Below are 15,922 nucleotides of genomic sequence, written 5' to 3'. Positions count from 1 at the left end.
TTCATCAAAAACGCCTATGAGATCACGACCTTTTCATTTTTTTAATATTGTATGAGATAATGTTTTCTTTTGACTGGACGTGTGTACTGTTTAAAGGAATATCCGCAAATGACAGTGCCAATTTGCAAGCGATTTTAATATAATGAGAATAAGGTTACGGTCACTTTTAAGCACTTATTTGCAGACACTCATGACAAAGCTTCTCCCCATAAAAGGAGAAGCTTTGTTTTTGTTCTGGCTTAAGTAGCTGGTGTGGGAGTGTACGCTTCAATCTCGTCATAGGCTTTGAAAAAGAATGTTTTAAAGTAATAAGGAATAAAAATAATGGTGAATAAAAAGTATATTAGAATCCGCACCCGTCCAAACCATGACAACATCTTTGAATAATATAAAATATAAGTTCAATGTAAATGGAGGGGAACTGCATGGCTGTTTTCAACCTAACACCAGCCAGTGACATTCAGGATGTCATAAATAATTTTGTGAATTCAGGAGATACAATTAATTTAGGTGAAGGGACATACAACCAGTCCATAGATATTAGTATGAATAAAAACTGTATTCGAATTGTAGGAGCAGGTATTGGAAAAACGATTCTTGATGGATCTAACTTAGGTACAGTGAATGGCATAGAGATAAATTCATTTATGGTAACAGTTGAAAAATTAACAGTTCAAAACTTTGATGATCGAGGGATTTTCATTCAAACAAGTGAAAACATTATAAATCAAATTAAATCCCAAAACAATCAAAATAATGGAGTAGAAATAAACTTAAATGCTGAAAGAAATCTAGTTATTGAATCAGAAGCTAGTTTTAATGCAAATAGTGTAAACCCTGATGATGGAAATGGAATTCAAGTGGAAGGAAATCAAAATTATATTATAAAATGTAAATTTATTAAAAATTCAAATAATGGCATAAATTTGAACAGTATTAATAATTTAGTCCTTTTAAATCTTGCAAAAGAGAATGGACTACATGGGTTCGATAACGATAACCAATTTAGTTTATTTATGTGTAATCAGTCCATTAGAAACGAGGAAGATGGATTTTTAACAGGCGTCAGTGATTTATTTTTATGGAATAAAGCATTCTTGAACGGTGATGATGGAATTGAAACGAGTGGTAGTAATAATTTGTTTTGGGGGAATGAAATAAGGTGTAATCAAGAGGATGGAATTGATGATGATGATAATAATAATCGAATAGTGAGAAATAAAATTGAGAGAAATATAGAATTTGGAATTGTAGCTTCTAGTTCAAACATAATAGATCGTAATGATGTGAAGAACAATGGTATTGCAGGAATATGTATTGAGGATAGTGCTGTAAATAATTCAGTCCGTTCTAATCAATTGAATGGAAATAACCCAGATATTGAAGATGGCGGGATCAACACAGTATTCGATAATAACCAATGTAGTACTAGTGAACCACCTGGATTATGTAACATCAATACCTCTGTAAGTGTCCCAGGAGATTTCCTAACCATTCAAGAAGCTATTGATGATCCAACAACAACTGAAGGGTTTACGATTAGAATAGGTGCAGGGAGGTTTTATGAATCAATTACCATCCCCGCAAATAAAGATCGTATCCGTCTTATCGGAGCAGGAAAAGGAGAAACAATTATCGATGGAACGAATGTCGTTGGTGCTACCGGAATCCATATACAAAGTTCATCATTTATTACGATCGAAAAGATGACTGTACAAAATTTTGATAACTTTGGCATATGTATCAATACGAGTGATAATATACTTTCCTGTGTGAATGTTAACAATAATCTAAATAATGGAATTGATATTACCTCGTCTTGTGAACGAAATATAGTCATTGATTGTGAATCAAGTGATCATAGAGAGAATTTTGCTCAGGGAATTCAAATCAGGGGAAATCATAACTATATCATAAGATGTAATTGCAGTAGAAATATTGATGATGGAATAGAGGTGCGTGGTGAGTTCAATTTAGTTTTAAATAGTATATGTAAACAAAATGATGTGGGAATTGATGCAAATAGTAGTAATCATTACTTTGTTAGTAATGTTACTGCTGAGAATATATGTAGTGGGTTGGAAGTTGATGGTGCTCAAGTCCTATTATTATGGAATCAATCTTGTGAAAACGTTGAGGCTGGAATTGAAGTGTTTGCAGGAAATAATGAACTATTGTGGGGGAATAATTGCAAGAATAATGGCGGGAATGGAATCAATCTTTCAAATGAAGGAAATAACAGAATTGTTAAAAATATTTTGAAAGGAAATACAGAAGGTATTGAAGTGAGTATTAATGAAGAACTGAATATCATTGACAACAATACCATTGCAAACAATATAGAAGCAGGAATTATGTTACTAGGAGATGAAAATAAAGTCCGTTCCAATTGTTTAACAAAGAATACGCCAGATATCGTCGATCAAGGTACAGATAATGCCTTGGATGAAAATAAATGTACAACAAGTATTCCTGATGGGTTTTGTGAAGATTGTTAATTGAAGTTGAATGATAAAATATTGGAGAAGGAATGGAGATTACAATTTATATAGAAGATATTATGAGAATAAGTATAGGTGAACTGGAAGAGCGCTGATATGTGCTCTTTTTTTAGTGCAGAATTTGTCATCAACATGATGTGTAAAGACATTTTTGAGGAGAGTGTGTATAATTATTTAAAAAAACCGGAATACCATCGTGTTAATCATTGGTGTTATGTTTGTAAGATTTTGTGAATCTGAGGAGGAAGGTTGTGTGAAACTTAAAATAGTACTAATGTTAATTCTATTCCTACTAATTTTATCTGGGTGTAGTGAATTTGAAGTCGATAAATTCTCTGAAGATGACATGTGTATCATCAATACAGATGTATCAGGTGAGGTTTGTTATGGAATGAGTAGAAGCGATGCTGAAAAGGTATTAGGTTTTGGTACAAAAAATGATTTAGGATGGTTTGATTATGACAATGGAGTAATAGTGCAGTATAGGGACAATTTAGTTGCATCTGTGTCTCTAACAAATAAATCAAAAGATGTATATACTACTTCGCGTGGTACTGGAATAAAAATGCTAAAAGAAGAAGTTAAAGAGTTATATGGAGATAAGTATGATATAGAAGAAGGTGAACAAAGTCTTGATTATGTTTATGATTTAAATGATGAAAAGTTCTTAGACAAATTATCAAGAGATACATCTGAAGTTATGAAAATGAGGTTTAGAATACATGTTGGCTTCGATATAAACGGATATAGTATCAGTATTTCTCTAGGCGATGCTTTAATGTTAGATTCTCTTTATTAAAGCGGATGAATTCTAACTATTATACTTGTCCAGTCAAAATAACAAAAACAATAATTAAACAAATGAAAAAAGCTCTACACAATGAAGCAGCTTTTTTCATTTGCTAAGACTATCTATTCAAAGTGGGATTCAACAATTTCCACTATCTGAAAAAAAGCGCGAGATTCATGAAACCACTCACATATAACATTTATTACCATAATTATACCATGTGTGAATTAATAAATCTCACTATGGACCAGAAAAGGATACCCAAAGTTTGGATATCCTTTTTTCAATACTATCTTGTTTCTACTATAGCATCTAAATAAGCACCACCATTACTAGTTTTCAAATTTGTCAATTCAAACGCTTCACCTGCATTTGGTGTGATCTCAATATAACCTAAACTATCGTCAGCACTTGTGCCGTCTGAATCGAATACTTCAAGTTTCACCTTTGAACCAGGTTCTCTAGCGATGTATATCGTGTTTGATTTACTGCTAAAATCAATAGTGCTGACAGCATTGTCATTTGAACCCCAAGTAGGGTAATATTTAGTTCCATCAGCTTTTGCATTGTTTTTCTTCCACATTCTCTCACCAATATATTTTTTACCGTCAACCCAGATATCTACATATAAGTCATTTTCATTGCTATAATCCTCTGCTTTAATAGGCTGCACCCAGTTTAAGGTGATTTTATGGGTCCAATAAGAATTAGAAATGTATTGATGGGAGAAATCACTCCCTAATTTATTAAAATGAACATCAAACATGTAAGCAGGATCACTTACAAAAACGCCATAACCTACAGTCCCATTATCTTGATGATCTGTGTCAGACCAATTCCAAGGTGCATTGGCATTTCCATCCCCTACACTTGAGCCAAAAGCACCGAAGGATTGAAATGGTGTGTTTTGATAGGTTGTTTTTAAATCCCATAACTCATCTAGAGGTAGCATGTCATAGCCATAAACATGCTCCCACGGCGGAGATACTTCTGAAGGGATGTCAGCTTGTCCAGTATATTCATAAATAATAGCGTCATTACCTACATCTACATCGCCTGTGTAAGCTTGAATATCATGTCCATGAGGGTTTGTGTTTAAGACATATTGTCCATTAGAGGAGATAAAGATTTCAGGGTGGCTACCATCATAAAATGAAACTGAGTTATCAATGGTTTCATAACCCTCACTTATAGAACCATTCGCATATTGGTAAAAATCACTATGTCTAATTGTATTCATTGCTACAAATTCGCCAAAGTTCCCATTCTTTTTTATCCCTAACATGATGCCTTCCAGATCATTTTCATGGGCTTCATCACCAAATGCCCCCCAGTCTGGACCATCATCACGTGGGTGATAGAAGTAATATCCAACGAAATAATGAGATTCTGTTTCAGAAACAGATGTATATACGTACGCTTCAAGAGGTTCCGTATCTACAGTTTCCCATTGATTGGTTGAAAGCCAGTCCCCGTCTAAATTAATCCTTGTAATAAAATCAGCTCTTACATCATAATCAGGATGAACATCTTGGTAAACTCTTGGTGACCAATGCTCTAGAAGTTGTTGATATGATATTTCCTCAACACTTACCAGGCTTAAGAAAGCGCTTACTTTTTGAGGGATAAAAAGTAAGCAAGACAGCATGATACATAATAAAACTTTCTTTTTCAACATTTCTCTCACCTTTCTGAATGATTTTTGAATTTCTACTATATTATAACATTTATTTAAAAAAAGGTCGTAAAGGATACGACCTTTTTTTATAACTTAAAAATTCTCCGAGAGACTCCGATAGGCGTTATTGACCCTAAGAATCAAGTGGTGTAGTAGGATTCCATGGTCCCAGTTGATGACCCTTCCACTCTGAACCGTCTTCCCAAATTTCTTTTTTCCAAATGGGAACAATTTGCTTTAATCTTTCAATGGCATAACGACTAGCTTCATAACAATCATTCCGATGCGGTGATGACACTGCAATTACCACACTGATTTCACCAATATCTACTTTACCTAAACGATGAGTAATAGCCGTTAACACTCCAGGCCATTTTTCATTCATTTCATTTCCAATTTGCTCAAGCGTTTTAAGCGCCATGGGAACATAAGCTTCATATTCTAGAAGTACTGTTTTTTGTCCATGTGTAAATTCTCTGGTTGTTCCAATAAATGAGATTGAAGCACCGTGATTAGCGTGAATAATTTTATTAGTTACTTCTTCCACACTAATTTTTTCGTATGTAATATGATATCGTTCCATGAATAGTCTCCTTTTAAACTAAAGATATGTCTTAATATATTTCTTACCTAATAGTACAATTTTATTGAATTACAAGAGAAAAATCCATTTTATTTTATTATTTTTTATCAGAATAAATGAAATAGCGTACTCTAAGACTATGGTATAATAATGCAATAAAGTGAAAGTTACTTTAGGTGGAAGTTCATCATCCTTCCTTGTTCGTTGTCTCATATTAACAAGAGACTTAACAAGTGTTATTTCAATAAAAGTGATAGGAGAAGAAAGAATGAACATACATATTTTTGAAAATGAAACAGAAGTCCTTGTTCTATCTGTAGAACAACTACAAAAGATGGCACCTCATCATTTTACTATAAATGAAAGAGTCCCAGGTATTGAGGGAAGAGCGTTTGATTTAGCGACATGGTATGAGTCATGGTCGAAAAAATCAACAAATCCCACACATATAAAGGTAGAAGCAGTTGATGAGTTTCAAGCAATGATTCCATGGGATGAACTGGATTCAGCAGCTATACTATATGAGCAAAATGAAAAACCCTTAAAAAAAGGATTTCCCATAAGATTGTATGTACCCGATGGAAGCAGTGACTGTTTGAATGTGAAAAGTATTGTAAAAATCTTTTTTATAAGAGATCAAAGCTTGGGAAATGAATCATCCTTTGGTTTTAAAAATACACTTGATGTAAGCGATTTAGGAAAGCAATATTTAAAAAAGAAATCTGAATAATTAAGCGGACTAATCCAATAGGATTAAAAAGGGGAGACGTATGATGAATTCTGAAATTCAAAAGCTGACGATTTTGCATACGAATGATATTCATAGTTTATTTGAAAACATGCCCAAGATTGCAACCATATTTCGCGATTTTGAGCAAAAACTCCCTAACGAAAAACTATTAAAGATAGATTGTGGAGATCATATGGATCGCATGCGTGTTGAAACTGAAGGAAGTTATGGATTAGCAAATATTGAAATCCTTAATCGTACAGGTTACGAAGCGGTCACATTAGGTAATAATGAAGGTTTAACATTTGAACCTAGTTTATTGTCAGAGCTGTATAAAAAACATGCTGATTTTCAAGTAATAGGTAGCAACATATACGATTTGAAATCTAATAAAATTCCATCCTGGATGAAGCCTTATCTCATTATCAAAAAAGGAAAATTAAAAGTAGGGATCGTTGGTGTAACCATTAATTTCTCTCTTTTTTATGAACTGTTAGGGTTAGATGTAAAAGAACCGTTGGAAGTCATTCGAACCCTAGTTGAAGAGTTAAGACCACAAGTAGATATGATTATCATTATATCCCATTTAGGGTTACCTACAGATCAGAGGATGGCAAAAGAAATTAAAGGAATTGATTGCATTCTTGGCGCTCATACCCATCATTTATTGGAAGAGCCGCTTTTTATTGGTGATGCGATGATTTGCGCTGCTGGAAAACTAGGACAATATGTAGGCGTTGCGGAACTTGAGTTTGATTTTGAAAATCATCGTATGCTAAGTGCTAATGCGAGATGTATTAATGTATCTAGTTATTCAAATGATGCTGAAATTGAAGATACGATTAGAAAATATAAAGAGATTGGTATTAAGAAATTAAGTGAACCCATTGCTGAATTAGAACAAACGCTACAGATTTCATGGAATAAAGAATCTCCATTAGGGAATTTGTTAGCACAGGGGCTTAAAAATTGGACAGGAGCTCAGATTGGCATTGTAAATTCAGGTCAAATATTAAAGCCTTTATATCAAGGGAGGATTACCCGGGAAATATTACTCGAAATTTGTCCTTCACCAATTAACCCTTGTCGAATGTGGTTAAAAGGGAAACAAATTAGAGAAGCATGTGAGCAAGCTCTTTTGCCTGAATTTCAGCAAAAATCGATCCGTGGTTTTGGATTTAGAGGAGAAGTATTGGGTATTCTTAACTTTGATGGTATGAAGGTTGAATACTTGAATGGAAAAGTTATGGATATTTGGGTGGAAAACGAACGCCTAGTGGAAGAACAAGAATATTTAGTAGGTACCATCGACATGTTTACGTTTGGCATTGGTTATCATTCATTAAAAGAAGGAAGAGATATCAAGTTTTACTTACCAGAATTTTTAAGAGATGTTTTATTGGATCAAATACAAAATCCTGAAGAAATATTAAGAAGCAGCAACTTGAGATGGATTGAACGAGGGTAAATCATAGATTTAAAAGAAACCACTTTTTGGATTATTCAAAAAGTGGTTTCTTTTGTTCAAGTTACTTATTATATTTATTTATCAATTAAATGAAGCATTGTGATGTCTTCTGTTTTAAAAATTAAATATTATGTGTTAAAAAGTGTACCATTCAATGCTTGAATGTATCTTTCTGCTGATTTTTGTACAGCCATGTTCGCATTCTCTTTAACAATGCGGTGAAAAGCATTATATATTCGATTAAACTTTAATCCTTTTACAATATTTGCAATGTCTTGTACTTTTGATGCAGGTAAAGGGATGAGGTTAGGATAACTATACATGAAGCTTACCCAATTTTGATCAGCGACAACTTGTATAACATCGCCGGTAAGTAAAATACCTTTATGGTCATTCCCATTTTGCCATTCTAAAACAGCTCCTCCTTTAAAGTGACCTCCTAATCGATGTAAAACAGCACCCTCATGCAATGTTAACGATTCTCCAGACCAAAAAACGATATGATCACTTGGTCTCATCACCCATTGTTTATCGTCTTCATGGATATAAATAGGAACATTAAAGGTTTCAGCCCACTCTACCTGAGTAGAATAGTAATGTGGATGAGATAATGCTATAGCGTTTAACCCACCTAGATTATTGATTTCACTTATTGTATCTTCATCAATATACGAAATACAATCCCACAATATATTAAAACCATCATTTTGTATAAGGTAAGCTGTTTGACCTATTCCAAATCTTGGTTTCGTGTTTATACTGTATAAATTTTTTTCTTCTAACGTGAATGAGTTGCTCATACTGCCTTGGTCATTCATCTCTTTTAATGTTGTCCAAGTTTGACCGTTTGGATTTATATACTGTCTTTCTTCAGAACAAACTAAACAATCTGTTGGTGTATCGATTGATTGGTTATATTGCACTCCACAAGTTTCACATATGTAATGATTCATAATTTCTCCTCCGTTTATCATTCTAAACTGCATATCACTTTATTTTTCAGAATACATTAGTGGTACAAGGTATAACCATTTTGTACTTAGCTATGGTATTACAATTTGACTGTACAAATAAATTGTGTTCAGTATCGCGAGTTATTGGGGGAATAAAGAATGGCGGATATTTGGATAGCAGTGGTTCAAGGGATAGTTGAAGGTTTAACAGAGTTTTTACCGATCTCATCAACAGGACATCTTATATTGTCAGGTCATTTGCTTGGATTTACAGGGGACAAAGCAGAAACTTTTGAAATTGTAATTCAGTTAGGGGCTATATTAGCAGTTGCACTTCTATATTGGAGACGTTTGCTTCGATTGATAGGATGGGAAGATCCAAGTTATGAAAAGCAATCTAATAAATCTTTAACACTTATTCATATATTTTTAGCTATAGTACCTGCAATGCTTCTAGGGTTATTAATGCATGGATTGATTAAAGATTATTTATTTACACCTCAAACAGTGTTGATAGGTTTAGTCGTAGGTGGGTTTTTTATGATATTTGCAGAACGAAAACACACGATAGTAATAGCTAAAACGATGGATGAATTAAGCTATCGGCAAGCTTTTCAGATTGGAATAGCACAATGTTTGGCCCTTTGGCCTGGTTTTTCAAGATCGGGTGCTACGATCGCTGGAGGTTTATTATCAGGTGCAAACCTTCGTACTTCAGCTGATTTCTCATTTTTGATTGCCGTCCCTATGATGGTCGCTGCAACTTCTTATGATTTAATGAAAAATATGGGTCATTTGAGCATGGATGACTTATCCTTTTTTCTTGTTGGTTTTATCGTCTCATTTATAGTTGCTTTATTAGCGGTAGTTTCCTTCTTGAAATTATTGGAGAAAGTAAAGTTATCCTCTTTTGCTTATTACAGGTTTATATTAGCCGGCGTTTTTTGGTTATATATGGTTGGAATAGGTTTAGACTAATCTTTAGACTTCAAATTAACAGCACTTATGGGGTATAGATCACGGTTATATGATATAATTAAATTTAATCTTAAATAGATAAATATATAAATATAAAGTAAGTTAGGTGCTTAAAAAGATGATAATCACATCCAAAAATGATCAAACTGAAAATAGTATGATAGCTCAAGATCCTTGGGATCCATTCCATTCCTTGAAAAAGCATGGTAAACACGTTTTAACTAGTATAGAATTGACGATTTCTAATTTATGCAATATGCGCTGTGAACATTGTGCAGTTGGAGATTCACTTTCCTTTACAGAAGAAGAGAAAATCCCATTGGATTTAATTATAAATAAATTAGATGAGGTAGAGCATTTACAAACAATTAGCATTACGGGCGGAGAACCCTTTTATAAACTTCAAACCGTAAAGGATCATATTTTACCGATATTAAAATATGCGAGAGAGCGGGGCATAAAAACTCAAATTAACTCAAATCTAACTTTGGATTATGCGCGATATGAGCTGATTGCTCCTTATTTAGATGTTATGCACATATCATTTAACTATGAAAACGCAGAGGATTTTTATGAAATTGGTTTTGCCCGATCAGATAGACGAAGTAGTATTTTGATGGCTGAGAAGTTGTATGAACAGATGATCAGTAATACTGTGAAATTAAGTAAAGGTGGACTTTTTATTTCTGCTGAATCGATGCTTAATGCAAGGACCCATGATAAAATTGTAGCAATACATAAAATCATTAGTGAAATGGGCTGCAAGCGACATGAGGTTCATCCGATGTATCCAACTTCATTTGCAGAAAATTTACCTCTATTATCCTTAAGTCAAATCAGGGATACGATTCAGAGATTGCTTGATGGAAGGGATAAGGGGATATGGATGTTATTTGGAACATTGCCTTTTTATTATTGCAGCTATGATGTGTATGACCGTCAACTTCTAACCAGACTACAGAATGAACCGAATGTTACGGTAAGAAATGATCCAGATGGTCGAAACCGTTTAAATATTGATTTATTCAATGGGAATATGCATGTCACGGATTTTTCAGATTTATCAGCAGTTGGCAGCATAAAAGATCAGAAATTGGACGAAGTGTTTGAAAAATGGTTGCAGCATCCAATCAATCAGACAGTGAATTGTTTTTGTGCAGAAGCAAATTGCTGTGGACCAAATTTATTAGTAAAAGATGCTTATTATAATCAGGTGAATTTTAAAGAAAGAAAAGCGATTCTAAACAGATAGAAGAAGGTGCAATTTATGTCGTTGAGAACAATTCTTATTATACTTACAGGACTTGCATTTTTATATGCACTTTTTACGATTGGCTTTCCATTTTTATTGGCTGTTATCATTGCTATTTTTCTCGAGCCATTAAATCAGATGCTAATGAAATATGCTCGTTTTAATCGGTTAACATCCGCTGTTATTACCTCTACATTGTTCACTTTATCTTTGATCAGTGTTACTTATTTGCTTGGGATGAAAGTTTATAGTGAATTTATGCAGTTCATTAATAAAGCATCGAATTTCTTTAAAGATGGAACTTTTTATAATGACCTTAAGTATTATTTTGAAACAGAAATCATTACATTAATTCCTCCAGGTTTTGAAAGTCAGTATACGATTTGGATTAATAGAGGGATCGATGCATTAACGAGTACACTTGAAAAAGTCATTGGTCAAGTTTCTACGATAGCAAGTAAGTTTCCAAATGTATTTTTTGATTTCTTTATTGATTACATTGTTTTTTCAGTTGCGGTATATTTATTTAGCTTTAGTTTGCCCATTATGAAAAGCTCATTTTTATCTATTTTTGAAGAAAAGTCTAGAGGAAATATAGATAATATTTTAATGAACTTAAGGGGATCCATATTTGGGTTTATGCGTGCACAGATTATTTTAAGCAGTTTAACTTATATAGTTGCTCTGACTGGCTTATTGATTTTAGGCGTGGATTACGCTCTAGTCATTGCTTTATTAATCATCATTGTGGATTTATTACCGATCCTAGGTACAGGTTCATTTATTATGCCATGGGCGATTTATAATTTCATTGCAGGTAATATATTTGTAGGTGTTGGATTAGTGATTCTATTCCTTGTTATTACCATATTCCGTCGTATTGTTGAACCTAAAATCTTAGGTAAGTCCATTGGTATTGGTGCACTGTCAGCACTAATTAGTTTATATGTAGGTTTTCAATTAATGGGGCTTGTAGGATTGTTCCTAGGTCCATTAGTTGTGATTTTATATCAAGCCATGCGAGATGAAGGATTAATTAAAATTAATATTAAGTTTGATTAATTGCCTATTAAATAATACAGCAAACACCCTTGATGAAATTCAAGGGTGTTTTTTTGTATTTTTGGGGGAATGCCCATACCATTCATAGGCGAATATCATATGATGAATGGTAAACAAATGCAGAGGAGGCAAAAAAATTGTATTCACAAGTAAAAAAATACTATCCATACATTAATCCTCATGACCCTTGTCCACCAATTAGAGTGAAGACATATTCAACACCACCTGAGTTATATGTGGGATTTCAACGTATGAACCTGCCGCAATATAATCCAAGGGAAGCGCTGAATCGAGGAACATTGTGGCCTGTTTTTTATAGTCCTTATGGTAAATATGAAAATAGTAAGCCTTAGAGCTTAGATTCATAAATTTTTCAATTTTAAAGGGAAGGGGAGTGATGAGTTTGAATGAAAATAAAAAATTAAAGATGGATGATAATTATTATAAGTGTCTTAGACACTTACAAGAAATAGACTTCGTTCTTTTGGAATTATCACTATACTTGGATACACACCCAAATGATCAGAATGCACTTGCACAACTAAATCAATACCATCAAATTAGGCAAAGAGTGTATAGAGAATATGAAAGCTGTTACGGACCTCTGTATCAATTTGGACGCAGCTCTTCAAAATATCCTTGGGAATGGATAGAAACGCCTTGGCCTTGGCAAGTGTAGAAGATGCGTTTTCTCATATACAAAGATATAAGGTTTGATTATTTACGTAGGCATATTATGAAGTAGGAGGATTTTTCATGTGGGTTTATGAGAAGAAACTGCAATATCCAGTTCGGGTAAGTAAGTGTGATCCAAGAATGGCTAAGTATTTATTAGAAGCATATGGTGGTGCTGACGGTGAATTGGCAGCTGCATTACGTTATTTAAATCAAAGATATTCAATCCCTGATAAAGTGATTGGTTTATTGACCGATATAGGAACTGAAGAGTTTGCGCATTCTTTTTATCAGTGTTGTTATGTTTATTATTTTTCTGTAATTCTTGGAAAAAACTGTAATGTAAAATCATCAAGTTGCTGATGTTTTTCCTTGGTATAGACAACTTTATTTAAGATTTTTTTTAGAGTTTTATTTTTTCTCTGAACTTCATCTATTTTGTGATAAACGGATAATGCATTTTCAACTTTAGGAATTAAATTTTCTTGAGCTTTTTTGTTATCTGATATTTCTTTTAATTCTCTATTTGTTTTGTCGATGACTTTTTTTGTTTTATCCATTCGATCATTAATGACTTTGGAACGCTCTAAATATTCATCAACCGTATAAATGTTTCGTTCCAGAAAATCATGAAGATTGTTTTTTTGTTTCTCTAATTCCGTTAATTCTTTATTTAAAACTTTTAGTATGTTCTTATCAATCTTTTGTTCATCTTTTTGTTGTTCATATCCATACAATTCCCACTTTTTTTTGTAATCATTTAACCATTGCTCTAACCCTTTTATTATTTTGTCCTCAACGTAAGTGAATTTTGCGCTCTTATTTTCACACATTTGATTACTGCACATAATATGAGCAGGTTGCCTTGTATAAGGTCTTCTAATCATTGCTCTACCGCATTTTCCGCATTCTACAATCCCGGCTAATGGATTCGTTAACTCTCCAGTAGGTTTTGGCGAATGACCTTTTGAACTCATAATTTCTTGAGCTTTATTGTATGTATGTTCGTCAATGACAGCTCTGTGTTTTCCGTTTACCAATATCCAATCCTCTTTATTAAATCGAGGTCTGCTTTTTCCATCTTTGGTTTTTACAACTGGACGAGAATTCCATTTAATTTTACCTATGTAAACAGGATTTCTTATAATTCCGTTTATGGTTGAAACAGTCCACAAAGAGTCCCTTTGAGTACGGATTTTCATTTCATTTAACCTTCTAGCTATTAAGCCAGTACCCATTCCTTTTTTTGTGTACATATCAAATATCATTTCAACAATTTTTGATTGTTCAGAATGAGGTTCTAAAGAAAAATCACCATCTAATTTTGTTTTTACATACCCATAGGGAGGTTTACTGCCAACATAATTTCCTTCCTTAACAGATTGCAACCTACCTCGTTGTAAACGGCGATTTATCATTTTATACTCTTTACGAGCCATGAACATATTAAATTCTGTATATTCTTCATCAAACTCATTTTCTAAATCATAAACTTTGTTTGGCGTGATTATTTTTGTTTTTGAAAATTTAAATGCTTGAAATACAATACCTTGGTCTATTGTGTCACCTCTACCAAGACGATCAATGTCCATTACTAACACGCCTGTCCATATCCCATTCTCAATCTCTTCAAGTAACTGGATAACTTGTGGTCTATCAGCGATTCTTTCACCAGAAACTACTTCTTGAAAAATTTTTGTAATGTTTATTTTCGACTTTTTAGCAACTTCAAAAAGTATTTTTTTGTGACGTTCTAAAGTTTCTCCTTCTCCACGATCTTCTGCTTCGATGTCTGCTCTAGATTTTCTAAGATACATGCACACTTTTTCCATTTTTGTACCCCACCTCCTTTTATTTATTAATTTTATCCCTTCATCTGCCTGTTAGTTCTGAGAACAGCCACTGCGATTCTAGCTTCTTCCTTCGTTAATTCTTTTCCATCTAATTCGAGAGAAAACTTTTTTAGTATTTCTTCATCTGATAATTCTAAAGTTTTAAGAAACTTACTTTCTGGTGTTTCTGGATCATCTGACTTACCTAGTAAGTAATCGGCTGAAACATTCATAATATCTGCAATACGCATAAGAATATCGCTTGGTAAAGCCTTGTTTATATCCCGTTCGTAATTGGATATGTTCGCTCTTGTCATACCCAATCTCTCTGCTAAATCATCTTGAGACCAACCTCTCCGTTGTCTCAATTCTTTTATTTTCTTACCAATTGACATTTTTATATTACTCCTTTTATAAAAAAGTAGTAGAAAAAAAGAATTTTAACTTGCGCAATTTTAAATTACGTGGTAAATTATACTTATCAAGGCAAGGGGGTGAATAATATGGAAGCTACTAAGATGAATAAACCGCGTCATCGGTTTATTGAACTTAGAAAAAAATCAGGCAAGACTCAAAAAATTGTTGCTTTAGAAATGGGTGTTACTGAAACGACTATTCGTGCATATGAACGCGGAAGATCGAGACCTAACTTAGATCATCTATTTGCCTTCGCCAGGTATTTCGATACAAATGTTTATGAGCTATGGCCTGATATTGCATACCCAGAAGAATAATTGATTAATTTTATTCTTTTTTTCTCTATGCCCATTATACAATAGCAAGTGGCACTTACGCAAGCATTATTTTTTTGATTATTTAGCAATTTAAACTTTCGTAATAAATCTTTACTTTAAGAGGGAGTTATAAAGTATGGTTGTCCTACAAAAGTCACAGCATACACATGATATAAGAGGTGATGACACTGTGAAAATTAAGGGTAACGTAGTGAAAGATTACATGTTAGGGAACACCAGAATGATTTTCTGTGATGACTATGTAGTTAGAACAAAAGAAGAAGAAGAAAAGATTTTAAAAGAATTTTACCAAGAAGCTTGGGAATGTATTCATATCCTTATTGAAAGAGGGGAGGAAGTATAGCATAGAAAGCGATAATAACATTATTTTTTTACTCTCAAATCTATCAATCTATCAAACAAAGGAAGGTGAAAGAATGAATCAATTAGTATACATCGAAAACAACAGAGTAGTAACAGACAGTTTAACAGTAGCAGAAGTGTTTGGAAAAAGACATGATCATGTAATTAGAGATATTAAAAGTCAAATCGAAAAACTGAATGAGGTTGGAGAAAGTGAATTTTCACTCACCAATTTTGGGGAGTCAGATTACATTAATGAAAGAGGCAAAAAATACTCTAAATACCTCTTGACAGAAGATGCTTTTACATTAATCGCTATGTCT

General features: G+C 33.3%; 16 protein-coding genes and 2 pseudogenes. 13 read left to right on the top strand and 5 right to left on the bottom strand.

Going from position 1 to position 15,922, the window contains the following annotated elements; all coding sequences use genetic code 11:
- Nucleotides 1–425: 425 nt before the first annotated feature.
- Nucleotides 426–2,498 (top strand): pectinesterase family protein, encoded by a 2,073-nt coding sequence (locus Q5Y73_RS13275; RefSeq protein WP_305992397.1) that lies wholly within the window; start codon nucleotides 426–428, stop codon nucleotides 2,496–2,498.
- A 256-nt stretch (nucleotides 2,499–2,754) separates the two neighbouring features.
- Nucleotides 2,755–3,300, top strand: coding sequence for a hypothetical protein (locus Q5Y73_RS13270; protein ID WP_305992396.1), 546 nt, complete (start codon nucleotides 2,755–2,757; stop codon nucleotides 3,298–3,300).
- 280 nt (nucleotides 3,301–3,580) lie between these two features.
- Here the strand turns inward: Q5Y73_RS13270 and Q5Y73_RS13265 are convergent, their stop codons facing one another.
- The gene (locus tag Q5Y73_RS13265) at nucleotides 3,581–4,966 is read right to left on the bottom strand and encodes a C2 domain-containing protein (RefSeq protein ID WP_305992395.1); all 1,386 of its coding nucleotides are present in this window, start codon (nucleotides 4,964–4,966) and stop codon (nucleotides 3,581–3,583) included.
- 136 nt (nucleotides 4,967–5,102) lie between these two features.
- A pseudogene (locus Q5Y73_RS13260) lies at nucleotides 5,103–5,543 on the bottom strand (molybdenum cofactor biosynthesis protein MoaE); the annotation flags it as partial.
- Nucleotides 5,544–5,820: 277 nt separating this feature from the next.
- On the opposite strand from Q5Y73_RS13260, the gene Q5Y73_RS13255 reads away from it, so the two are divergent.
- Both Q5Y73_RS13255 and Q5Y73_RS13250 read left to right on the top strand, forming a co-directional pair.
- Nucleotides 5,821–6,282: a molybdopterin-binding protein gene (locus tag Q5Y73_RS13255; RefSeq protein WP_305992394.1), complete on the top strand. Its 462-nt coding sequence runs from the start codon at nucleotides 5,821–5,823 to the stop codon at nucleotides 6,280–6,282.
- A gap of 43 nt (nucleotides 6,283–6,325) precedes the next feature.
- Nucleotides 6,326–7,750 carry a bifunctional metallophosphatase/5'-nucleotidase gene (locus Q5Y73_RS13250; RefSeq protein WP_305992393.1) on the top strand — a complete coding sequence of 475 codons (1,425 nt, stop codon included), beginning with the start codon at nucleotides 6,326–6,328 and terminating at the stop codon, nucleotides 7,748–7,750.
- Between the two features lie 128 nt (nucleotides 7,751–7,878).
- Here Q5Y73_RS13250 and Q5Y73_RS13245 read toward each other — a convergent pair whose 3' ends face one another.
- Entirely contained in the window at nucleotides 7,879–8,703 is an 825-nt protein-coding gene (locus Q5Y73_RS13245; protein WP_305992392.1) for an MBL fold metallo-hydrolase, read from the bottom strand.
- A 159-nt stretch (nucleotides 8,704–8,862) separates the two neighbouring features.
- Between Q5Y73_RS13245 and bacA the strand changes: the two genes are divergently transcribed.
- The 6 genes and pseudogenes from bacA to Q5Y73_RS13215 all read left to right on the top strand — a co-directional run.
- The gene (gene bacA / locus Q5Y73_RS13240; protein ID WP_305992391.1) at nucleotides 8,863–9,681 is read left to right on the top strand and encodes an undecaprenyl-diphosphate phosphatase; all 819 of its coding nucleotides are present in this window, start codon (nucleotides 8,863–8,865) and stop codon (nucleotides 9,679–9,681) included.
- Nucleotides 9,682–9,799: 118 nt separating this feature from the next.
- Nucleotides 9,800–10,933 (top strand): radical SAM/CxCxxxxC motif protein YfkAB, encoded by a 1,134-nt coding sequence (gene yfkAB, locus Q5Y73_RS13235; RefSeq protein ID WP_305992390.1) that lies wholly within the window; start codon nucleotides 9,800–9,802, stop codon nucleotides 10,931–10,933.
- Between the two features lie 15 nt (nucleotides 10,934–10,948).
- Nucleotides 10,949–11,995: a sporulation integral membrane protein YtvI gene (ytvI, locus tag Q5Y73_RS13230; protein ID WP_305992389.1), complete on the top strand. Its 1,047-nt coding sequence runs from the start codon at nucleotides 10,949–10,951 to the stop codon at nucleotides 11,993–11,995.
- Between the two features lie 137 nt (nucleotides 11,996–12,132).
- Complete coding sequence (locus tag Q5Y73_RS13225; RefSeq protein WP_305992388.1) at nucleotides 12,133–12,348, top strand: spore coat associated protein CotJA; 216 nt, start codon at nucleotides 12,133–12,135, stop codon at nucleotides 12,346–12,348.
- A gap of 44 nt (nucleotides 12,349–12,392) precedes the next feature.
- Nucleotides 12,393–12,674: a spore coat protein CotJB gene (locus Q5Y73_RS13220; RefSeq protein WP_371320209.1), complete on the top strand. Its 282-nt coding sequence runs from the start codon at nucleotides 12,393–12,395 to the stop codon at nucleotides 12,672–12,674.
- Between the two features lie 77 nt (nucleotides 12,675–12,751).
- Nucleotides 12,752–12,952, top strand: a pseudogene (locus Q5Y73_RS13215) (manganese catalase family protein); the annotation flags it as partial.
- Nucleotides 12,953–12,978: 26 nt separating this feature from the next.
- On the opposite strand, the gene Q5Y73_RS13210 reads toward Q5Y73_RS13215, so the two are convergent.
- On the bottom strand, nucleotides 12,979–14,502 hold the full coding sequence (locus Q5Y73_RS13210) for a recombinase family protein (RefSeq protein WP_305992386.1): 1,524 nt from the start codon (nucleotides 14,500–14,502) through the stop codon (nucleotides 12,979–12,981).
- A gap of 32 nt (nucleotides 14,503–14,534) precedes the next feature.
- Complete coding sequence (locus Q5Y73_RS13205) at nucleotides 14,535–14,897, bottom strand: helix-turn-helix domain-containing protein (protein WP_305992385.1); 363 nt, start codon at nucleotides 14,895–14,897, stop codon at nucleotides 14,535–14,537.
- Nucleotides 14,898–15,020: 123 nt separating this feature from the next.
- Between Q5Y73_RS13205 and Q5Y73_RS13200 the strand changes: the two genes are divergently transcribed.
- The 3 genes from Q5Y73_RS13200 to Q5Y73_RS13190 all read left to right on the top strand — a co-directional run.
- Nucleotides 15,021–15,236 carry a helix-turn-helix transcriptional regulator gene (locus Q5Y73_RS13200; protein ID WP_305992384.1) on the top strand — a complete coding sequence of 72 codons (216 nt, stop codon included), beginning with the start codon at nucleotides 15,021–15,023 and terminating at the stop codon, nucleotides 15,234–15,236.
- 136 nt (nucleotides 15,237–15,372) lie between these two features.
- Complete coding sequence (locus tag Q5Y73_RS13195) at nucleotides 15,373–15,600, top strand: hypothetical protein (RefSeq protein WP_305992383.1); 228 nt, start codon at nucleotides 15,373–15,375, stop codon at nucleotides 15,598–15,600.
- 73 nt (nucleotides 15,601–15,673) lie between these two features.
- The coding region (locus tag Q5Y73_RS13190; RefSeq protein WP_305992382.1) for a Rha family transcriptional regulator at nucleotides 15,674–15,922 on the top strand (249 nt) is incomplete at its 3' end.

It is taken from the genome of Chengkuizengella axinellae (assembly GCF_030730905.1).
Taxonomy (GTDB): domain Bacteria; phylum Bacillota; class Bacilli; order Paenibacillales; family KCTC-33759; genus Chengkuizengella; species Chengkuizengella axinellae.
Note: the sequence above shows the minus strand (reverse complement) of the source record. Positions and strands in the feature narration are given on the sequence as shown.